The organism is Flavobacterium arcticum, assembly GCF_003344925.1.
GTDB classification, from domain to species: Bacteria; Bacteroidota; Bacteroidia; order Flavobacteriales; family Flavobacteriaceae; genus Flavobacterium; species Flavobacterium arcticum.
Genome location: NZ_CP031188.1, coordinates 1,572,988 through 1,593,642 on the forward strand (window position 1 = coordinate 1,572,988; position 20,655 = coordinate 1,593,642).

Here is a 20,655-nt window from a genome sequence, read left to right on the forward strand (position 1 = left end):
AATTTTATAAGAAAATAATACCGCATGAAAATCTCCCTGATACAAACTCCGCTTACTTGGGAAAACCATAAAGCGAACCGCGACAATTTTACCGAGAGGATAAACAGCATAGAAGCAACCGACTTAATAGTATTGCCCGAAATGTTTACTACAGGATTTACTATGCAACCCGAAGGAGTTGCCGAAAAAATGGAGGGGGAATCGGTAGTGTGGATGCAGGAAATGGCAAAAGCTAAAGACTGCGCCATAACAGGGAGTTTGGTTATCACGGAAGATGGTAAGTATTATAACAGATTGTTTTTTGTATATCCCGATGGGAGCTATAAAACGTATGACAAACGTCACCTCTTTACTCTTGCAGGTGAAGAGAAGTACTACACCGCAGGCAGTGACAGGCTGGTTTTAGAGTATCGTGGCTGGAAGATATGCCCGCTAGTGTGTTATGACCTTCGGTTCCCTATTTTTTCGCGTAATACGGAAGATTTTGACTTGTTGCTGTATGTTGCCAACTGGCCACAAGTGCGCATACAGGCTTGGGACGCTTTACTTAAAGCCCGTGCTATAGAAAATATGTGCTATATAGCGGGTGTAAACCGTATAGGGCAAGATAACAACGGACATAACTATAGCGGACACTCGCAGGTAATAGGTGGTTTAGGCGATTATGTGGTAGAGCCGTTTGGTTATGAAGATGTTTTTACTGTTGAATTGGATAAAACAGCATTACACAAAACCCGCAAAAAGTTTGGTTTTCTTAACGATAGGGATAGTTTTACCCTCCTAGATTAAAATCTTCGTTTACATCCCATAGTGCCATTAGTTTTATAGGTTTTCCTTGCCTATAAATTACTTGTTCGGGTTGTCTTTTTTCGAGGTAGTTACCTGTGTCCCATTCTTTATTGCCATTGTCGTCATATATTACGCGCAGTATATACTCATCTGGTAACATGCCATCGAAGTTTATTTGGGTTTCTCCTTCCGAGTAATATTCGGCTTTTACATCTTCACTAGCATTTAATACCTGTAGGATTAAAGGGAATCTATTTACGTTAGATAGTTTTATTCTTAGGTTTCCGTAGTCGTTTAAAGAACGCGTAGATAGCTTATAAGTAAGCGTGTCGTTTTCTTTTTCATAAAAATCGCGCAGCGCACCTGGCATTAGGTTAAAGACATATTTTTGATCTTCTTCTTTTTCAAAATCAAATTTTAACTCTTGCTTAAAATCGTCATACGCATAGGTAAAAGGTACTGCGGTAGAGTCTTTTCGGGTAAGGGTTATCTTGGTACTGTCTATGGTAGTTAACGGCGTAGTAGTGTTTAGCGTAAATTTTTCGCGAAAGTGCAACCCGCTTTTTTGTACAGCTGTTACAGAGAGGGAATCGGCAGCCTTCATTTCTTTAAACTTGACAATAAAATCTTTTATAGAGTCGCGATAAGCCATATTCATGCTAAGCGAATCGGCTGTAATGTTGCGGGGTAACCATACTTGTACTGAGTCTTTATCCTTAATGTAAGTAGTTATGCTTTGTATGGCCTCGTTGTTGGCAGCATTGGCAACTTTAATTTTAATGTCTTTTCCTTTTGCTGTACCCTCATAACCTGCAATAAACCTGTTAATGCTTTCTTGTTTAGGTCTTTTGGCTTTAAAAGGTAACTCTTCTTTAAATAACTCTAATTGATACAGCGTGTCGTTAGGAACGCTTACGGTATAGGGTAAAAAAGCAATTTTATCGCTCTTAGGGTCATATTTATAATTGTTGTTATTGTCTTTTAAAGCAAACAGACGATACCTGCCTTCTTTCAGGTTTTGCAGTGAGTACATGGTCATGCTGTCTAGTGTGTTGGTAACATAACGCGGACGTTCTTTAAATACGGTGGAGTCGGTGTAGGTTTCGTTATCTTCATACATTAGTATGGTAACAAAGTTATCGGGCTTTTGGCTAAAGGCATCTTTAATTTTTCCGCCCAGTGTTAGCGAGTCGATGTATGTACCTGTAGAGAATACAAACTTAAATTGTGAGTAGGGATTACCCTCGTTGTTATCGGTAATACTTTGCCCAAAGTTAAAACTGTAGGTAGTGTTAGGCTGTAGGGTATCTTTTATTTTTATACTAATGTACTTACTAGCACTACCCATAGGGGTAATAATAGGAGCATTTTCCATAGGTGGCGAAATGATAAGCTGCTTATTTACATCTTTAATTTTGACATACTCATCAAAATCGACACGTAACTCGGTACCATTAAATTGTGTACTCATGTTGCGCGGTGTACTTCCTGTAAGTACAGGAGCAAGCGTGTCTTTTGCTCCACCTGTTATAGAGCCTCTTTTGGCACAACTGGTAAGCGACAGCGCAATGAAAAATATATAAAGCAGAAATCTGTTCTTCAGCATGGTGTATTCTTTAACTGCACAAAATAACGATTATATTCAGTTTAATTAAAATGTTTTTTAAAATTTAAGAGTGGGCATAGGCAATAGTTGCTATGCTCAGTTTACTATTGGGTGTTTTTAGTAACGCTTTACCGCACGACTCTAATGTTGCTCCTGTAGTGATAACGTCGTCTATCAGTAAAAAGTGTTTGCTACTATCAGCATCGGTATAGGTAACATCAAATGCACTGCCTATAATAGCTGCCCTTGCATCTCGGTTCTTTTTGGTTTGTGTTTTGTTGTAAGTAGTACGCAGTAATATATCTTGGTTATAGTTTACGTTAAGCCCTTCGGCTAAGGCTTTCCCGAACTCGGTAACTTGGTTGTACCCACGTTCGCGAAGTTTTTTGGGGTGTAGTGGTACGGGTATTACATCGGTGACAGATTGTAGTGCACCTACATTTTTTAGTTCGTGGGCATACCATTGCCCCATGAGTTTGCCAATGTCCTGCTGTCCTTTGTACTTGAGGTTATGAATAAGCTGTTGTACCAACCCCTCTTTATGAAAATACAGCAATGCCGAAGCGTGTTCTAATGGCAACCTGCCATAAAACTTTTTAAAGGTTTCATTATTTGAAACTAAATGGTGGTGTGTGTAAGGCATTTCGTGAATACAGGCAGTACATATTGTGTGTTCGCTTTCTAGTAAAATAGTATCGCAACCCGAACAGGTTTTTGGGAATAGTATATTGATAAGGTTTTTAAGCATATTCAGGTAATTGTTTAGCGGATTTAAAGATATAAAAATCAGGTTTTGCACAATAATATATTTGGCTTATACCTCAAGGTCTATTTAAACCTCTATGATTAACAAAAAAGGTATGTTCTTTTACCTATTTTCTAATGCATTACTGCTATGATATATAATCGCTTTTTATATTTTTGCATCATGGCAAAACAAGAAGATATTTTTAAGAATGTAATTTCGCACGCTAAAGAGTATGGGTATATATTCCCATCGAGCGAAATATATGACGGACTAAGCGCAGTATATGACTATGGGCAAAATGGTGCCGAGTTAAAAAAGAACATCCGTGACTACTGGTGGAAAGCAATGGTACAAATGCACGAAAATATAGTGGGTATAGATGCCTCTATATTTATGCATCCTACTACTTGGAAAGCATCGGGGCACGTAGATGCGTTTAACGACCCGTTGATAGATAATAAAGACAGTAAGAAACGATATAGGGCAGATGTGCTTATTGAGGATTATGCCGAGAAGCTAAACATTAAAGCCCAAAAAGAAATAGAGAAAGCTAAGAAACGTTTTGGCGAAGCCTTTAACGAAGAAGAGTTTGTAACGACCAACCCGCGTGTAGTAGGCTACCTTTCTAAAAGAGCTGAGATACTAAAACGTATGGGGCATTCGTTAGAAACAGAGAACCTTGCCGACGTGAAAGCGCTTATTGAAGAGCTTGAAATTGCCGACCCTGATACAGGTAGTAAAAGCTGGACAGAGGTACGCCAGTTTAACCTAATGTTTGGTACTAAGCTGGGTGCTGAGGCTGCACATGCTATGGACTTGTACCTGCGCCCAGAAACGGCACAAGGTATATTTGTAAACTTCTCGAATGTGCAAAAAACAGGTAGAATGAAAATTCCGTTTGGTATTGCACAAACGGGTAAGGCGTTCCGTAACGAGATTGTAGCGCGTCAGTTTATCTTCCGTATGCGTGAGTTTGAACAAATGGAAATGCAGTTTTTTGTACGCCCAGGCGAAGAAATGAAATGGTATGAGTACTGGAAAGAAACCCGTTTAAAATGGCACATGTCATTAGGGTTAGATAAAGAAAATTATCGTTTCCATGACCACGATAAGTTGGCACACTATGCTAATGCGGCTGCCGATATAGAGTTTAATTTCCCATTTGGGTTTAAAGAGTTAGAGGGTATCCACTCTCGTACTGATTTTGACCTGAAAGCACACGAAGAGCATAGTGGTAAAAAATTACAGTTTTTTGATACGGAACTAAATCAAAACTATGTGCCGTATGTAGTAGAAACGTCTATTGGTCTTGACAGGATGTTTCTTGCTGTGTTCTCTTCGTCATTAAAAGAGGAAACACTAGAAGACGGTTCTGTACGTACAGTACTTAGCCTTCCTGCTGTACTTGCGCCAACTAAGGCTGCGGTACTGCCATTGGTTAAAAAAGACGGACTGCCAGAAGTAGCACGTGAAATTATAGAAGACCTTAAATGGGACTTTAATGTAGCCTATGATGAGAAAGATGCCGTAGGGCGACGTTACCGCAGGCAAGATGCATTGGGTACACCTTTCTGTATTACGGTTGACCACCAAACGCTGGAAGATAAAACAGTAACCATTCGTCATCGTGATAGTATGAAACAAGATAGGGTTGCCATAGCCGACCTTAGAAATATAATCAATGAAGAGGTTTCTGTAAGAAAATGGTTGATGAAGATGTAATATTCATTTTCCTTTTTATGAATATAAACGCCTCCACATTGTGGGGGCGTTTTTAATTTTTCTTTATTCGTTATATTTACCAGCTATATATATTAATGGTTTCTAAATATGGAAGAAAGAGAGCTAATAATCTTAAAAAAGTCGCTTAAAATAATCGGAGACTTTGCAGAAAGGTGCGATTATGTAAATTCTGCACATGAATATGTGAAAATTCATGAACGAAATATAGAATCATTACATTCATTAGCTTCAATAAGAGGTTCTCAATATTTTTATGACAGAATAAATAAATATCCAAAGATATCTGTTGAAGAATTAAATGAGTATTTAAAAGTTAAAAGAAAAGAGGTAAGCCTTATCCGCTTTATTGGAGGACTGCTTATAGATAAACTATTTAGACTACTGATGTCTAGAGGGAATACTTTTAAATTTATAGAAAAGAAAGTGCAGTTGATTAGTAAATTGAATAATGATTTGATTTTGGTTATTGAAAACCCACACTATGAATTACTAGATGCTGAGCGTAAAAAAATGAATCGTAAATATGAGTAATACAAAAGCTTAGATTTGTTGATTTTTTATAATTTAATACATAATATCAATGAGAAAATATTTTATTCTTTTAGTTTCTTTTTCCTTACTTGGCTGCCTATCAAAAAAAGAGGAGGAAGAAGGTTTTGTTTGTGAACAGGAAAACAGAGTCGTAAAGCTTGAATTTGAAAACGGGCAAGAATATTTAAAATTAAATCAGCCTACTGAGTTAAGGACTTCTTTTAAGAATATAAAACGTGCAGAATCTAGTATATATGGTATAGGTATTAGAATGTTAGGCAAGAAATGCGGGGATAATTGTTTTTTGTGTTCTGTAACCGTTAATGAAAAATCTGTAGTTGATGGCAAATATGAAATAATAGTTAACTATAGAGTAGATGATGACAAGGAATTAAAGAAGTGTAAATTTCTTATTCCTGTAGAAGAATAAAAAAAGCTCCCGATTGGGAGCTTTTTTATTTATATAGAATTAAAAAATTATTCTTCGTCGTTAATGGCATTCCAACCGCGGGCTTTAAGTGCTATTTTAGTATTGGCACGGGTTATCAGGTGTGCACCTTCGCTTTCCTGCGTCATGTGCCCGATAATGCTAAAATTAGGGTTCGCCTTAATCTTCTCGAAGTCTTCCATTTTTATGGTAAACAGTAATTCGTAGTCTTCGCCACCATTTAGAGCTACGGTAGTGATATCAATATTAAACTCTTCGCATACGTTTATCAGTTGCGGGTCTAACGGAATTTTATCTTCATACAGGTTACAGCCCACGTTGCTCTGCTTGCACAGGTGCAGTATCTCTGACGATAACCCATCAGAAATATCAATCATTGCGGTAGGTTGTATTTCAAGGGCTTTTAGCAGCTCTTTTACATCTTTACGGGCTTCGGGTTTTAACTGACGCTCGATAAGATAATCGTATGCCTCTAAATCGGGCTGATTATTAGGGTTCACTTTAAATACTTCTTTCTCGCGGTCTAGTACTTGCAAGCCCATATAGGCTGCGCCTACGTCGCCACTTACTACAAGCAGGTCGGTATCAGTAGCACCTACGCGGTAGGTAATATCGGCTTCTTCGGCCTCGCCAATGGCGGTTATCGAGATAATTAGTCCTTTTTGCGAAGAGGTCGTGTCGCCACCTACGATATCTACATCATATACCTTGGCAGCATGACGAATACCGCTGTAGAGTTCCTCTAATGCTTCCAGCGGGAAACGATTAGATACTGCTATGCTTACCGTTATTTGGGTAGGTTTGGCGTTCATAGCACAAATATCAGATAGGTTTACTACCACGGCTTTGTAGCCTAAATGCTTTAACGGCATATAGGCAAGGTCGAAGTGTACGCCCTCTACCAGCATATCGGTGCTTATTACGGTGCGCTTGTCTTTAAAGTCGAGTACAGCAGCGTCGTCGCCAATACCTTTTAGGGTACTAGGTTGGTTTATCTCGATATCTTTGGTAAGGTGGTCTATCAGTCCGAATTCGCCCATGCTCGAAAGGCTGGTGCGTTCTTGGTTTTTATCTTCTAACATAGTTGTCGAAAGTCGTAAAGTTTATAAAATCGTAAAAGGCAAAGGTACGACTAAGTTATAAAGTCGTAAAATGGAAAGCTGTAAAGTTTAAAACGGTTAGTGTTTGTGTGTTGTTACCTTATGTTTTATGGTGTAATAGCGCAGCAAGATGCTATCATATACCAATGCTAGTAGTAAAAAACAGCAAGCAACAAGCAGTGTTTTTAGTGCAATTTCTTTATAGAGCAATCCGCCTACAATTCCGCCTGCAAAGAAAAACAGAATTATAGAAAGTTTTAAATAAACACCTCTTTTAAGCTGCTGTAGTTCGCGTTTTTCTTTATAGAAAAAGAGTTGCGAGAGTTCGATGCCTAAATCAGTAAACAAGCCTGTGAGGTGGGTTGTCCTGACTACCGATTGTGAAACTTTTGTAACGAGTGAGTTTTGTAATCCCATAGCAAAAAGGAGTATGGCAGCGATGTATTCGGGGTGTTGTAACTCTTTTGGGTTTATAAAGAGGGCTACTCCCGCAATAATGAGTATTTCTATATTTATGGGTACAGCATAGGCTAGTGATGGCTTTTTTCGAGAAACGAGTTCGATGGTAAGGTTCGAAATAAACGAACCTGCCAAAAAGCAAAGCACATAGAAGACGCTTATAAATGCAGTTTTATAATTATTGTTTACAAAGGCTTCCGATAAAAAGGCAAAGTGCCCTGTAAGGTTGGTGGTTAGTATGTTTAATGATAGTAATCCCGATATATTAACGATACCTGCTACAAATGATAATAGTGTTGCAAGCCTGATGTTGTGCTGATATGCTCTTTTTTTGCCTCTGTTTTTGAGCATTGGTGTATTGTGATTAGTAGCACAAATTTAGCGGTTTTGGTTGTGCTTTATCGTGTTTTTGGGGTATAATCTTTTATCTTTTCTTTTGTCTTGACACAAAAGAACCAAAAGGTCAAGGCTATAACGCCTTAGGCTAAAAATCACGGCACTCGGCTAAAGCATTCGAACTCGCTGTCGCTCAAACACCGAATGCTTCTTTACGCCATGTTTGTAATTTTCTATACGCCACGGCGTTTAATGCCAAAGCTTCACTCATGCGTTGTGCTGTTGCTTCACCAGTTCGGGGTTTGTCATTGCGAGGAGGTACGACGTGGCAATCTTTTTTATTTCTTCTTTTGTCTTGACACAAAAGAACCAAAAGTCAAGGCTCTAACACCTAGGCTAAAAATTATTGCACTTGGCTAAAGCATTCGAACTCGCTGTCGCTCAAACACCGAATGCTTCTTTACGCCATGTTTGTAATTTTCTATACGCCACGGCGTTTAATGCCAGAGCTTCACTCATGCGTTGTGTTGTTGCTTCGTCAGTTGGGGTTGTCATTGCGAGGAGGTACGACGTGGCAATCTTTTTTATTTCTTCTTTTGTCTTGACACAAAAGAACCAAAAAGTCAAGGCTGGAATGATTTTTGATAATATATAGCATGGGAGCGTGTTTTGATTTCATTATATGATGAAATGCTTTCTTAAAATCAATTAGATAGGTTAAGAATGGGTAGAGCAAGGGTTTTTATAATAACCTCTTAATTCTTTTTAAAGATTTAAATTTAGTATCTTTGATTAAATAAAATTCAAGAATGTATAATCCTATAGACATAGCGAATTATTTTCTAAAAAAATATGGGGATAAGTCTGAAATAACTCCAATGAAGTTAGTCAAGCTTGTTTACATTGCTCATGGATGGTATTTAGGGATTAGTGATAAAGCTTTAATTGATGAAAATCCAGAGGCTTGGAAATATGGTCCTGTTATTCCTAGGGTTTATCACCACTTTAAAGACTATGGCAGAAAAGCTATAACTATAAATTATTTTCCTAATGACCCTGATGATAATCTTCCTGAAAAAATTAAAACTTTTTTGGATAAGATATGGCAAGTGTATGGCAAGTTTTCAGCAATACAGTTAAGTGCAAAAACTCATGAAATAGGCACTCCTTGGTATATAACATGGAGTAAATTAATTCAGAATAATAATATGAAAAGAAAAACGGGTTTTGGCATTTTTTCTTCTCAAATCCCTGATAATATAATTAAGGAATATTATAAGAAAAAAGTTGCAATTAATAAGGTTGAATCTAAATCAAGTTAAATCAGAGTAGTCTAATGGTTGATGATGAAGATAAACATAAAGATTTAGAGGACCTTAGTTTCATTAGTGAGGATAGCTATGAGTATACAAGTTTTGGGACTGAAAACAACAATAATGATAATCTTGCCATTAAGGAAGAGAAAAATTGGGGTAAAGAAAGAGGTGAACTTGATGGAAAGCATGGTGTAATTCTCGAGAAAGCACTTTTTCGAATTGCTGTGTTTTTTATTTATCTATTGTCTATTTTGTTTTGTCTACTACTACTAATATGGTTTTATCATTTGGTTACACCTAAATGTTACAAATGGTTAGGTCATGAATCGGTACAATCAATAGAGAGAATTTTATTTGCCTCCACACTTTTATCTTTAGCAGGAAAATATTTTTCTAAATATGAAATCCTTAAGAGAAGTTAGTGTTTTTTGGTCTATGAGAGCCTTTCTATTATTTCTTTGACTTTAAAAGAGGAATTAAATCGATTAATTGAAACTTAGATTAATAAATTTGCTTCAACACAACAAAAAACCCCGATACATAAGCATCGGGTTTTATTATCTTAATTCTTTGTACTTCGTTCTTACTACTTCTTAATCATTCAGTTTCAACACCGCCATAAAGGCTTCTTGTGGTATCTCTACGTTACCCACTTGGCGCATACGCTTTTTACCTTTTTTCTGTTTTTCCAGTAGTTTACGCTTACGCGATATATCACCACCATAACATTTTGCGGTAACATCTTTACGGAGTGCCTTAATGGTTTCGCGGCTAATGACCTTAACCCCAATTGCTGCCTGAATAGGAATATCGAACTGTTGGCGTGGTATAAGTTCTTTTAGCTTCTCACACATTTTTTTACCTATGTTGTGTGCGTTATCTACGTGTATTAATGCCGATAGTGCATCTACAATTTGCCCGTTAAGCAGTATATCTACTTTAACAAGGTTAGAGGTGCGCATCCCTATAGGCGAGTAGTCAAACGAGGCATACCCTTTCGATACTGTTTTTAGCCTATCATAAAAGTCAAATACAATCTCGGCAAGCGGCATATCAAACGTTAGCTCTACACGCTCTGGTGTAAGGTAGGTTTGGTTCGTTATAAGTCCACGCTTCTCTATACACAGGCTCATTACTTGCCCCACAAAGTCAGATTTTGTAATGATGGTTGCTTTTATGTATGGCTCTTCTACATGATCCATTCTGCTTGGTTCAGGTAGGTCGCTTGGGTTGTTTACCACTATAGGTACTTCGGGTTCTTTTTTGCTATAGGCAAAATATGAAACGTTGGGTACGGTAGTAATCACCGTCATGTCGAACTCACGTTCTAGTCGCTCCTGAATAATTTCCATGTGTAGCATTCCTAAGAATCCACAACGGAAACCAAAACCTAGTGCTGCCGAACTTTCGGGTAAAAATACTAACGAGGCATCGTTTAGCTGTAGTTTCTCCATAGAGTTACGCAGCTCTTCATAATCCTCTGTATCTACAGGATATATACCTGCAAATACCATTGGTTTTACGTTCTCGAAACCGCCAATCATGTTTTTGGTAGGCTCTTTGGCATCGGTAATAGTATCACCCACTTTTACTTCGCGGGCTTCTTTTATTCCAGAGATGAGGTAACCCACATCGCCCGTTTTTATTTCTTGTTTAGGAACTTGGTTTAGTTTTAGCGTACCAATTTCGTCGGCAAAATATTCTTTGCCCGTAGCCATAAACTTAATTTTTTGTCCCTTTTTTATCGTGCCGTTTGTTACTCTAAAGATAACTTCTATACCACGAAACGGGTTATATACCGAGTCGAATATCAAAGCCTGTAGTGGCTCGTCTTCTACACCTTTTGGTGGTGGTATGCGGTTTATAATGGCTTCGAGTATTTTATCTACACCCAGTCCTGTTTTTCCACTAGCAGGTATAATATCTTCATACTCGCATCCTAATAAATCGACAATATCGTCGCTCACCTCTTCGGGGTTTGCGCTTGGTAAGTCTATTTTATTAAGTACAGGTATAATCTCAAGGTCATTTTCTAAGGCTAAGTATAGGTTACTTATGGTTTGTGCCTGTATGCTTTGTGCAGCATCTACTATAAGTAGTGCGCCTTCGCACGCTGCTATAGAACGCGATACCTCGTAAGAGAAATCTACGTGCCCAGGAGTGTCTATAAGGTTAAGGGTATATTGCTCGCCATTGTGTATATAGTCCATCTGTATAGCGTGGCTCTTTATGGTAATACCACGCTCGCGCTCTAAGTCCATATTGTCTAGAAGTTGCGCTTGCTGTTCGCGTGCTGTTACCGTTTGGGTAGCATCTAGCAGTCTATCGGCAAGTGTACTTTTACCATGGTCGATATGGGCAATAATACAAAAATTTCTAATGTGCTTCATCTTCGTCGTTTATCAGTTGTGGGCGTGCCCAGTGGCTATACTAAAGGTAGCCAATTAATCGGCAAATATAGTTAAAGTTAGCGAGTTATAAAGGGAATAAAAATTTTAGGCTAATGGCGTAAAAAAAACAGCACCCCGAAGGGTGCTGTTTGATTATTTTATAAAAATATAAGTTGTTATCTTTTTATAAATCGTGTGCTATAAGTAGCTCCTGTTTCGGTTTTTAGTTTTAGGATATAAATTCCAGTTTCTAAATCGCCAACTTGTAGCATAACTTGACTACTTCCGTTAAATGGCTGTGAAGTATTAAATACTTTTTGACCTATAGTGTTATAAATAGCTACATCTGCCGTTTGGTATGCTTCTGGCGCGTTAATGTAAAGCTCGCTTCCGCTTAATGGGTTAGGGAATAGACTAAAGTTATTTTTAGTTATAGGGTTCTCAGTGCTTAATGCAGCAGCTCTAAATACTATTGCAAATCGTGCAGCATCAGTACTCGCTTCTATATCTTCGTTTACACTAAACTCGAAGTTTGTAGTGTTGCCTTGTTCTAGTAAGGTTTCTTCGTTTAGGTAGTAATCTTTAATATATACATCAAGTTCTTCAAAGAAACCAAGTTCTAGTTTCATTACATAGTTAGATGTTCTGTAGCGCGATACAGCAAGAGGTAGTTCTTCGTCTATTGCTGGTAGGTTTCTGTTCTCCATTGCAATATACTCCTCGCCATTAAGACGTGAAATGTTTTCGTCTAAATTGCCAAATTTCTTAGCGTCATTAAAGTCAACATCGTTGTTGTATCCTTCTCTAAAATCAATTCTTAAACCATCTGCTGAGGTATGCTCATTTATAAATTCTGTTTCAGCAAAAAGATCAAGCGCTATATATGGTGTGCCCGATGTTCTAAAAACAGCTGTTTGCGCTGCGGTCGTTCTTTTGTATGCCTCCTTAAAGGTAAGTATTGGTGTAGTACCCTGAGATGACGTTTGTACAAAGAAAGCTTGGTATGGCTGTGCATAACGAGTAGCTGCTGAGCTAGAGTTGCTTTTTTCTCCTGTAGAGGCATTTATTGTTACATAAGCCCCACGCCCTCCAGAAACACCTACTACAGGTGTGCCTCCTAAGGTAGGATCCCAAACGTAATAGAAATTGGTAAGGTTAGAGGCGTTACCCATTACTTTATTCATGTCTACAATGGTATGATATGGGTTTGCTACAAAGTTATAATCGCCTTCTGTAGAAGAAAGACCATTTATAGCAGTAGTACCACTTGTTATAGTTCCGGTAGCACGTAGTTTGGTATTGCTTGGCGGTGTAGCGTTTGATGTGATATCTGCACTACGAGAGCCTCTTATAAGTACACGGTATGGTGTTCCTGCTGTAAGCACATCGGTAGTATTACTAACAGCCTCCCACGATTGTGTACTGTTGTTAAATGTAAATATAGACGATGCTCCTGATGGTTGCCAGTCGAACCCATTAGTACCATCAGCAGACTCAGGGTCTGATCCTGATGAACCATAACCTGTAATATGAATACCATATCCTGGGTTAGGATTGTCATTATAAGCAGAAGCATTTTCTTGCCAGTTTTCGCGGATGCTTGATGTGGTTGTTACTGTAGGTGTTACAAGCCTATAGGCACGACGTGCAGGAAAACATTGCTCTGTAGTGATAAGTCCAGATATACTACTTCCGCTCTCTATTTTGTCTATTTGTCCTGTTTTGTTTGGGCTAAATGAACATACTAGTGTAACGATATCATTTGTTTCGAAGTTACCAGACTCTATGTTAAGAATACCACTAAGATACATTGGGTTTAATGTACTTACACCTGCTGCATTTTCTACAGTAAAGTTGCCAATTTCGCCATCTAATATAAATCCGTCAGGAATAGTTTGTGTAGTAGTACCTGACATGTATAATTCAGAATCTTCGTGGCTTGCATCAATATAAGCGGTTTCATCTTTAGTGATATTGCCTTTAATGGCAAATAGTTTACCGTTTAAATTAATGGTTGCTCCTGCTCCCATACTAAGGTTGTTTGCTCCTGCATTAGCAGTTAATACAGGGTAGTTAGGTCGTCCTGTAGGGATAGTTACATCATTGTTAGCGTTTGGTATATCTGCAATTGTCCAGTTGGCAGTATCATTCCATGCTGTACCATTGTTTCCTGTCCATTCGTTACTACTACAATTGGTATCGCCTATTATATTTTCGGTAATACCTGCTTTTAGGCTAGTGTTTTCAAAGCGTATAGTGTGGTCACCACCAATTTCAAATGATAAATCATTAAAAGTAGCCAGTCCTGTAGCATCGGTAGCTTGTGTAACTGTACCTAAAAGCTCTCCAGGACCTGTCTCCATATAAGCGGTAATCTCATAACCTGCTTGCTCTACATTATCGCCAAAAGAGTCAGCAAGTTGTACGGTAAAGTCGCTAGGCATAATACCATCACAGTCAGACCCTGTAGGTTGTGTTTTTACTATAATTTGTTGCGCAACGCCTATAGAGGGCTCGTTATAAGCAATAAAAGCAGGGTCAGATGATCCTCCTGGTTGGTATATTAGTTTTCTAACACTTGTATAGTTAGCCTCTGTAATACCAAACTGCGAAATATCGGCAGTAAAGAATTTTACAGTTCTATTTGTGTTTATATAATTATTTTCTGATTGTGTACTGTCATTATTGTAAAAATCAACATTCCAGTTTGCAACCGTAGGGAATAATGAATTGTTAGAAAGATTAATGCTTATAGAGTTACCTACAAGGTTACCATTAATGTCGGCAAAATATAATTTATCTACCCCTGTACCTGTTGGTTGAGCTATTTGACTTACTAATATATCAGGGATACCATCATTTACATTATCAATTGTTATCCCATTAATACTAAGGTTAAAAGTAAGGTCGTTACCTGTAGGTATATTAGTAAGACAAGTACCAAGATCAAGTCCGTTTTCTCCAGTAGTTAGATAGCTTGCCTTAAGTGCCCCTGTGGTAACTAATGGGTTTATAGCAGTACTTGTCACGCCGTTAGCAACACCATCGGTTAGCGCACCAAGACCAACAAAGTACGCGTTTTGAGGGCTTGTTAATGGCACAGTGGTAATGGGTAGTGCTCTAAACTTTGTGCTTTGAAACGTTACGCCATTAGATGTTAATTTAGCATCATCTACTCCTGTAGAGTAAGTAACTCCAGACCAAGTAAACGCTAATAAGTTGTGCGATAAATTAGGTTGTGTACTATTTATACTTGAAGAACTCGATGTCCAGAAATTGTTATAATCAGTATAAACTTGTGTTACCTGTGCTTGTGCAAAGTTGAATGCAAAGCACAATAGTATAATATAATAAATTTTTTTCATGTAGATAGTGTGAGAATTTGTGTTTAAGCTCTAAGCTTCGATTTTTTTGATAAAAGATAATAACCTGCAGTTGCGCCTAATAATAACGTTAAGCTTGTATATCCTGATATACTTGCTGCTGCTGGTTCATCGTTAGCATCATCATCAAATTCTATTTGTGCATAAGCCGAAGTACTGCCTATAGCTAAAGTAAAAATAATAGCAAGAAATGCCTTTTTTGTTTTGGGGGTATTCATAATCAAAGGGTTTCATTTAAAAATTAACTGCAAAAGTACTGCTAATACTTAATTTCTTAACCATAGATTAACTGTTTTTTAACCGCTTGAAACTTGTTGTTAAAATGACTTTTATACTGTAAATATTGATGTATCATAGTTAATGATGCAGTTGTTTTTTTTGTCTTTATGCTAAAATTTTGACAAATTGATTGTTTAGTAAATGGATAAATAAAAATTATTTTAATAGTATGCGGCTAAAAGAGTCTTATAATATTCTCTTTACACTTAGTTTTTAGGATAATAGCATAGCTGTGTCGTAATGCTAAACACACTATTGTAAATTATTGTAATTTTGCACAAAATGAAAGAGATGATTAAGATAGGAAATATAGAGTTGCCCGATTTTCCGTTACTACTTGCACCAATGGAAGATGTGAGCGATCCGCCATTTAGGAGATTATGCAAGCTACATGGTGCCGACCTTATGTACAGCGAGTTCATTTCGTCGGAAGGGTTGATTAGAGATGCAATGAAAAGCAGGCAAAAGCTCGATATTTTTGATTATGAACGTCCTGTAGGTATACAGATATTTGGTGGCGATGAAGAGGCAATGGCTATGTCGGCAAAAATTGTCGAAACTGTAAATCCTGATATTGTAGATATCAACTTTGGCTGCCCTGTAAAAAAAGTAGTTTGCAAAGGTGCAGGTGCTGGAGTGCTAAAAGATATCGATCTTATGGTGCGCCTTACCAAAGCTGTTGTAAACAGTACTCACCTTCCTGTAACGGTAAAAACCCGACTGGGGTGGGATGACGATTCTATTAACATAGATGAGGTAGCCGAAAGACTGCAAGATGTAGGTGTTAAGGCGCTTACTATACATGGGCGTACTCGTGCGCAAATGTATAAGGGGGAGGCCGACTGGGAACCTATTGCCCGAGTGAAGAATAACCCGCGTATAACCATGCCTATTTTTGGTAATGGCGATATAGATAGCCCCGAAAAGGCATTAGAATATAAAAATAAATACGGACTGGACGGTATCATGATAGGGCGTGCTGCCATTGGCTACCCTTGGATATTCAATGAGATAAAACACTTTTTTGAGACAGGCGAACGTTTGCCTGCTCCAACGATAGAGGATAGGGTAGAAGCAGCACGTAATCACTTAACATGGTCGATAGACTGGAAAGGTGAGCGCGTAGGCGTGGTAGAAACGCGCAGGCATTATACTAACTACTTTAAAGGTATACCACACTTTAAAGAATATCGCCAACGTATGGTAACACTTGATAGTCCCGCCGATGTATATGGTGTAATGGATGAGGTGTTGGAAAAGTTTAGTGCTACAGTATAGTTTTTCATATATAATACAATATAAAGAATTACTTATTTAATTAGCAGTTGTTATGATAGTCTTTTAAAAAATTTGACATTGTTTTTAAAAGTTCTAAATCTTTATCGTCACCACCCTCGGCACTAAAGTGCATTACTCTATTTCGAATATTTCTTATTTCATGTAACTCATTTACAAAATCTGATTTTATAAATGGAAGATTAAGGATGTCCCAAAATGTATCGTTCTCAAGAACAAGTATATATTCACCAAATGTTAAATCACCTATAGATTCTATTTTTTTATTATCAGTCCTTTCTTTTAGAACACTTTTTATATCTTTAAGTATTAGTTTATCGTGTAAAAACAGTCTTATAAAATTCTCAATTTGCTCAAGTAATATATACGGTTCTATTTTCTCAATATACTCTTCATTAACATCAAAAGTTGTTACAGGTCCTTTAATTGTACTATCAATGTCAGTAACAAAAATTACTCCACATTTAAAGACTTCTTTTATGGCTTCAAATAGTGATGTATTATGGTTTAAGACCTTGAAATCATTAGTCATGAAATCTTTGACTTGGTTAGATTTTTTTTTAGCTATTAAACCTTTTGCAATCGATTCCCAACTAATAATCCCCAATACTTTTCTTGAGTCATTCATCACAGGTAACTGTGAAAAATTATTTTTCCACATAAGGTGATATGCTTTGGTAAGATCAGATTCTTTTGTAATTGATGTTGGGTTTTTTGATGCGGCGGGTAATATACTCAATCGGCTAATTGGATCAAATTCGTCTTCGCTTTTACAATCATGGGTTATTTTTACTTTATCAATCTCCCGTATTTCAATTTCATGATCAATCCAGCCATTTTGAAAATTTGGAACAACTTCTAATTTTTCTTGCTCAAGAAATTCATTTATTCGCCAAACATTACCACTTGTACGTTTCTCATACCAGTCAAAAAGCCAGATGAAATCGCGTTTTGACATTTTTCTTGATTTTTTTTCTTTCTTGATTCTATTAACTAAATCAATAAATTCTGGTCTTGGCATATTTTAAAGTTGAAGAGATTAAAATGAGTGTAAAAAATTTAGTTCTATTCTTTCTCTTCATCAATTAAATTTTTAATTAATTATTGAGAACAAGCTAAGTTATATTCAAATATCAAGATGTACAATACCTATCAATGTGTATTTTTATAACTTCGTAATTATTGAAAACGCTGTTCCAGGTGACAAGATATATGTCGACCCATTGGTTTCTGATTATAGGGATTGATGAGGTGGTAGTTAGCTTACAGTCAAATGATTAAATATAAAGCAATAAAAAAAGACAGAGAGCATATTTCTGTCTTTTTTTGAGAAATGTCATTCTGAACGAAGCTTAAGCGGAGTGAAGAATCTATTTTAGTTTAAGATTTTTCCTTCGTCAGAATGACAGTTTGGTGTTTTATCTATTACACTTCAGTTTGTTTCCATTTACCTCTACGGAAAAGTATAATACTCGCTATAGTAATAGCTGTTTCCGAAACAGGTATGGCTATAAATACCCCTACAGGACCAAGCTCGAAAACCTTTGCCAGTATATAAGCTAACGGAATCTGGAAAAGCCAAAACCCGAAAAAGTTAATATATGTTGGTGTTTTGGTATCGCCAGCACCATTAAAGGCATTCATTAATACCATGCCTGCGCCATAAAACACAAAAGCGACACTTAGTATTTTAATAGCCTGTACCGCTATATCATGCACGTGAGTATTATTGGTAAAAAACCACATAATAGGGTCGGCAGCAAGAAAGGTAATCCCTGTAATAGCTGCCATGTATATAACGTTATATTTTGCGGTAACAAATACCGACCGTTCCGCGCGCTCTACTTGTTTCGCACCTAGGTTTTGCCCTACCAGTGTAGCAGCAGCATTGCTAAGCCCCCAAGCTGGTAGTAAGAAAAACATCATGATACGCAAAGCACTCTGGTAGCCTGCCGAGCCTTCGTCGCCACCCGTAGTGGCAACTAGTTGTGCCAAAAATATCCAACTGCATGATGCAATTACAAACTGCATTATACCTGGTGCTGCAATTTTTACTAATGCTTTTATTTGTTCCCAATGCGGAATGAAGTAAGAGGCTGCAACCTTGAGCATGCCTTTACCGTTAAAGAGGTTGTAAAGCTGATAGCTTACGCCAATACCTCGCCCTATTGTGGTTGCCATTGCAGCACCTGTAAGTCCGTAAGCAGGTATAAACCAAAACCCGTTAATGAAAATAGGACATAGTATAATGTTACATATATTGGCTATCCAAAGGCTTTTCATGGCTATGGCAGCGTTACCTGCACCACGAAATATTCCGTTGAACAAGAAAAGTAGCATGATAACAAAGCTACCACCCATCATAATTTGAACAAAATCAGTTCCGTATATTGCTGAAGCTTCTGATGAACCCATGAGTAGCAGAATATCAGTAGCATAAATAAAACCAAAAACAGCAATTACAGTGTTTATGGCTACGGCTACAACTATTGCCTGCATTCCTGCTCGTGCCGCTGCTTCTGGGTTTTTTTCGCCCACACGGCGTGCCACTACTGCTGTGGCTGCCATACTCATGCCTATGGCTATAGAGTATATTATGGTAAGTACAGATTCTGTAAGTCCTACGGTTTGTACGGCAAAACTGCTATTTTCTAAATGCCCTACAAAATAGAGATCGACCAGTGCAAATACTGATTCCATTGCCATTTCGAGCATCATAGGTATAGCGAGTAGTAATACGGCTCTGCGAATGCTACCTTTTGTAAAATCGATATTGCCACCTGTAAGTGACTGTTTTAGTAATATAAAAAATCGGGAAAACGCATTTTTCCTTTGTACAATTTGTGTCATTGTATTTTGTGTATAATATAAATAATAGTGATGCAGGCAATAAAGTGATATTGCCTTTGGTTTAATTTGCGAAAAGAGGTAGTCCTATTTTACAAGGACAGCAAAAACTATCATATTCCTAATGCGTTAGGATACAAATGTAAAATAAAAAATAAAAAAGAGATAAAATTCTTATGAATTTTTGAGCAGTTTAGCATTAACACGGTTGGCAGCTAGCCACGAGGCAAGTATGCCCAGTGTATATATAGTGGCTAAGACTATCAGTATGTTAATAAAAGTAAATTGCATAGGGTAGGCGAGGGTGTTGGTTAGCATAATAAGGCTGTAGTGCTGTTGTGCCAATACCACACCAACGCTTATGGCGAGCCCTATAATTACACCAAGGGTGGTAATGAATATACCCTGATATAAAAAAATCTTACGAAGCTCAGTAACGGCTGTACCTAAACTATAGAGTGTTTTTATGTTTTCGCGTTTGTCTAGTATCAGCATTATGAGTGCGCCTGCAAGGCAAAACAATGTCATAACCACTACTAGTGAGCAAAATAGGTAGGTAACTAAGTTTTCAATATTCAGCATTTTGTATAATGATGCGTTTAGCTGTGCCCTGTTTTTAATGTTTATTTTTCCTTTAAAAATGGAGTTTAGCTGTTCTCTTATCTTTGCTTCATCAGTATTAGGAGCAAGTTTTATATCCAGAGCCGTTATTTGTTCGGATTTAAAGTTTAGTAGTTCCTGTGCTAAACCTAGGTCGGCAAACACATATTGGCTATCTACATCATCATTTATAGAGTAAAAACCTATAGGTACAAGGGCTGCTTTTTTAAACCCGTCTTCGGGCGAGTTAATAAGTCCTTTTCCTGGTTTAGGGACATATACTTCTAGTGCATTATTAAAGTCGAATAATCCCATAGATAGTTTAGACATAATGCCATAGCCTACTACTACTTGGCTTGTTTCGGGTTGTAGCCAGTTACCCTGAATTACTTTTTCTTTAACAGGGTTTACATCAGTATAAATACTATCTACACCTTTTAAATAAGCTACCTGCTCTTTTCCGTCATAGTAAAAGAGCACGCGCTCTTCGGCTATTTTGCTGTAATGGGTTATTTCGCCCATTTTTTTTAGTTCCTGTTCTTGCTCTCCCGATATCGTAAACGATTTTCCTAATGCGGGTATAACTCTTAGTTCAGGATCAGTAGCATTGGTAAATGATACTGTAAACTCGCGTAGCCCACTAAATGCCGACATTATTATAAATAGTGCTGCGGTACTGGCTATTATGCCTAGTGCTGCAATGCCAGTAATAATGTTTACGGCTGAGCTTTTACTCCTGCTTATAGTATATCGTCGGGCTATGTATAGGGAGAAGCTCAAATTA

Annotated in this window: 17 protein-coding genes; 7 read left to right on the plus strand and 10 right to left on the minus strand. The window is 37.5% G+C overall.

Annotation, left to right across the window (positions count from 1 at the left end; all coding sequences use genetic code 11):
* Positions 1–24 precede the first annotated feature (24 nt).
* Positions 25–789, plus strand: a complete 765-nt coding sequence (locus tag DVK85_RS07130; RefSeq protein WP_114677787.1) for an amidohydrolase — start codon at positions 25–27, stop codon at positions 787–789.
* Here the strand turns inward: DVK85_RS07130 and DVK85_RS07135 are convergent.
* Together DVK85_RS07135 and DVK85_RS07140 are read right to left on the minus strand one after the other, a co-directional pair.
* Positions 773–2,395, minus strand: coding sequence for an Ig-like domain-containing protein (locus DVK85_RS07135; protein ID WP_114677788.1), 1,623 nt, complete (start codon positions 2,393–2,395; stop codon positions 773–775). The two genes, DVK85_RS07130 and DVK85_RS07135, sit on opposite strands and share 17 nt — an antisense overlap.
* 64 nt (positions 2,396–2,459) lie before the next feature.
* The gene (locus DVK85_RS07140) at positions 2,460–3,143 is read right to left on the minus strand and encodes a ComF family protein (protein ID WP_114677789.1); all 684 of its coding nucleotides are present in this window, start codon (positions 3,141–3,143) and stop codon (positions 2,460–2,462) included.
* A gap of 180 nt (positions 3,144–3,323) precedes the next feature.
* On the opposite strand from DVK85_RS07140, the gene DVK85_RS07145 reads away from it, so the two are divergent.
* The 3 genes from DVK85_RS07145 to DVK85_RS07155 all read left to right on the plus strand — a co-directional run bounded on the left by DVK85_RS07145 (position 3,324) and on the right by DVK85_RS07155 (position 5,847).
* Positions 3,324–4,865, plus strand: coding sequence for a glycine--tRNA ligase (locus DVK85_RS07145; protein WP_114677790.1), 1,542 nt, complete (start codon positions 3,324–3,326; stop codon positions 4,863–4,865).
* Between the two features lie 108 nt (positions 4,866–4,973).
* Positions 4,974–5,417 carry a hypothetical protein gene (locus DVK85_RS07150; RefSeq protein ID WP_114677791.1) on the plus strand — a complete coding sequence of 148 codons (444 nt, stop codon included), beginning with the start codon at positions 4,974–4,976 and terminating at the stop codon, positions 5,415–5,417.
* Between the two features lie 49 nt (positions 5,418–5,466).
* Positions 5,467–5,847, plus strand: coding sequence for a hypothetical protein (locus tag DVK85_RS07155; protein WP_114677792.1), 381 nt, complete (start codon positions 5,467–5,469; stop codon positions 5,845–5,847).
* 47 nt (positions 5,848–5,894) lie between these two features.
* Here DVK85_RS07155 and thiL read toward each other — a convergent pair whose 3' ends face one another.
* Positions 5,895–6,947 carry a thiamine-phosphate kinase gene (gene thiL / locus DVK85_RS07160; protein WP_114677793.1) on the minus strand — a complete coding sequence of 351 codons (1,053 nt, stop codon included), beginning with the start codon at positions 6,945–6,947 and terminating at the stop codon, positions 5,895–5,897.
* A gap of 96 nt (positions 6,948–7,043) precedes the next feature.
* Positions 7,044–7,775, minus strand: coding sequence for a YoaK family protein (locus DVK85_RS07165; RefSeq protein ID WP_114677794.1), 732 nt, complete (start codon positions 7,773–7,775; stop codon positions 7,044–7,046).
* A 794-nt stretch (positions 7,776–8,569) separates the two neighbouring features.
* On the opposite strand from DVK85_RS07165, the gene DVK85_RS07180 reads away from it, so the two are divergent.
* The gene (locus DVK85_RS07180) at positions 8,570–9,082 is read left to right on the plus strand and encodes a Panacea domain-containing protein (protein ID WP_114677797.1); all 513 of its coding nucleotides are present in this window, start codon (positions 8,570–8,572) and stop codon (positions 9,080–9,082) included.
* Positions 9,083–9,096: 14 nt separating this feature from the next.
* Positions 9,097–9,498, plus strand: coding sequence for a hypothetical protein (locus DVK85_RS07185; RefSeq protein WP_114677798.1), 402 nt, complete (start codon positions 9,097–9,099; stop codon positions 9,496–9,498).
* A 171-nt stretch (positions 9,499–9,669) separates the two neighbouring features.
* Here DVK85_RS07185 and lepA read toward each other — a convergent pair whose 3' ends face one another.
* The 3 genes from lepA to DVK85_RS07200 all read right to left on the minus strand — a co-directional run bounded on the left by lepA (position 9,670) and on the right by DVK85_RS07200 (position 15,067).
* Positions 9,670–11,466, minus strand: coding sequence for a translation elongation factor 4 (lepA, locus tag DVK85_RS07190; RefSeq protein ID WP_114677799.1), 1,797 nt, complete (start codon positions 11,464–11,466; stop codon positions 9,670–9,672).
* A gap of 176 nt (positions 11,467–11,642) precedes the next feature.
* Positions 11,643–14,831 carry a T9SS type A sorting domain-containing protein gene (locus tag DVK85_RS07195; RefSeq protein ID WP_114677800.1) on the minus strand — a complete coding sequence of 1,063 codons (3,189 nt, stop codon included), beginning with the start codon at positions 14,829–14,831 and terminating at the stop codon, positions 11,643–11,645.
* A 23-nt stretch (positions 14,832–14,854) separates the two neighbouring features.
* Positions 14,855–15,067 (minus strand): hypothetical protein, encoded by a 213-nt coding sequence (locus DVK85_RS07200; RefSeq protein WP_114677801.1) that lies wholly within the window; start codon positions 15,065–15,067, stop codon positions 14,855–14,857.
* 352 nt (positions 15,068–15,419) lie between these two features.
* Here DVK85_RS07200 and dusB point away from each other — a divergent pair, with 352 nt between their 5' ends.
* Positions 15,420–16,406 (plus strand): tRNA dihydrouridine synthase DusB, encoded by a 987-nt coding sequence (dusB, locus tag DVK85_RS07205; RefSeq protein ID WP_114678999.1) that lies wholly within the window; start codon positions 15,420–15,422, stop codon positions 16,404–16,406.
* Positions 16,407–16,446: 40 nt separating this feature from the next.
* Here dusB and DVK85_RS07210 read toward each other — a convergent pair whose 3' ends face one another.
* The 3 genes from DVK85_RS07210 to DVK85_RS07220 form a co-directional block, all read right to left on the minus strand.
* Complete coding sequence (locus DVK85_RS07210) at positions 16,447–17,445, minus strand: CBS domain-containing protein (RefSeq protein ID WP_114677802.1); 999 nt, start codon at positions 17,443–17,445, stop codon at positions 16,447–16,449.
* 404 nt (positions 17,446–17,849) lie between these two features.
* Positions 17,850–19,274, minus strand: a complete 1,425-nt coding sequence (locus DVK85_RS07215; protein ID WP_114677803.1) for an MATE family efflux transporter — start codon at positions 19,272–19,274, stop codon at positions 17,850–17,852.
* A gap of 171 nt (positions 19,275–19,445) precedes the next feature.
* Positions 19,446–20,651, minus strand: a complete 1,206-nt coding sequence (locus DVK85_RS07220) for an ABC transporter permease (RefSeq protein WP_114677804.1) — start codon at positions 20,649–20,651, stop codon at positions 19,446–19,448.
* Between the last annotated feature and the right edge of the window lie 4 nt (positions 20,652–20,655).

Excerpts from the sequence above, each read along its gene's own strand:
- DVK85_RS07130 (WP_114677787.1), top strand. The coding sequence starts at position 25 with ATGAAAATCTCCCTGATACAAACTCCGCTTACTTGGGAAAACCATAAA.
- DVK85_RS07135 (WP_114677788.1), bottom strand. The coding sequence starts at position 2,395 with ATGCTGAAGAACAGATTTCTGCTTTATATATTTTTCATTGCGCTGTCG.
- DVK85_RS07140 (WP_114677789.1), bottom strand. The coding sequence starts at position 3,143 with ATGCTTAAAAACCTTATCAATATACTATTCCCAAAAACCTGTTCGGGT.
- DVK85_RS07145 (WP_114677790.1), top strand. The coding sequence starts at position 3,324 with ATGGCAAAACAAGAAGATATTTTTAAGAATGTAATTTCGCACGCTAAA.
- DVK85_RS07150 (WP_114677791.1), top strand. The coding sequence starts at position 4,974 with ATGGAAGAAAGAGAGCTAATAATCTTAAAAAAGTCGCTTAAAATAATC.
- DVK85_RS07155 (WP_114677792.1), top strand. The coding sequence starts at position 5,467 with ATGAGAAAATATTTTATTCTTTTAGTTTCTTTTTCCTTACTTGGCTGC.
- thiL (WP_114677793.1), bottom strand. The coding sequence starts at position 6,947 with ATGTTAGAAGATAAAAACCAAGAACGCACCAGCCTTTCGAGCATGGGC.
- DVK85_RS07165 (WP_114677794.1), bottom strand. The coding sequence starts at position 7,775 with ATGCTCAAAAACAGAGGCAAAAAAAGAGCATATCAGCACAACATCAGG.
- DVK85_RS07180 (WP_114677797.1), top strand. The coding sequence starts at position 8,570 with ATGTATAATCCTATAGACATAGCGAATTATTTTCTAAAAAAATATGGG.
- DVK85_RS07185 (WP_114677798.1), top strand. The coding sequence starts at position 9,097 with ATGGTTGATGATGAAGATAAACATAAAGATTTAGAGGACCTTAGTTTC.
- lepA (WP_114677799.1), bottom strand. The coding sequence starts at position 11,466 with ATGAAGCACATTAGAAATTTTTGTATTATTGCCCATATCGACCATGGT.
- DVK85_RS07195 (WP_114677800.1), bottom strand. The coding sequence starts at position 14,831 with ATGAAAAAAATTTATTATATTATACTATTGTGCTTTGCATTCAACTTT.
- DVK85_RS07200 (WP_114677801.1), bottom strand. The coding sequence starts at position 15,067 with ATGAATACCCCCAAAACAAAAAAGGCATTTCTTGCTATTATTTTTACT.
- dusB (WP_114678999.1), top strand. The coding sequence starts at position 15,420 with ATGATTAAGATAGGAAATATAGAGTTGCCCGATTTTCCGTTACTACTT.
- DVK85_RS07210 (WP_114677802.1), bottom strand. The coding sequence starts at position 17,445 with ATGCCAAGACCAGAATTTATTGATTTAGTTAATAGAATCAAGAAAGAA.
- DVK85_RS07215 (WP_114677803.1), bottom strand. The coding sequence starts at position 19,274 with ATGACACAAATTGTACAAAGGAAAAATGCGTTTTCCCGATTTTTTATA.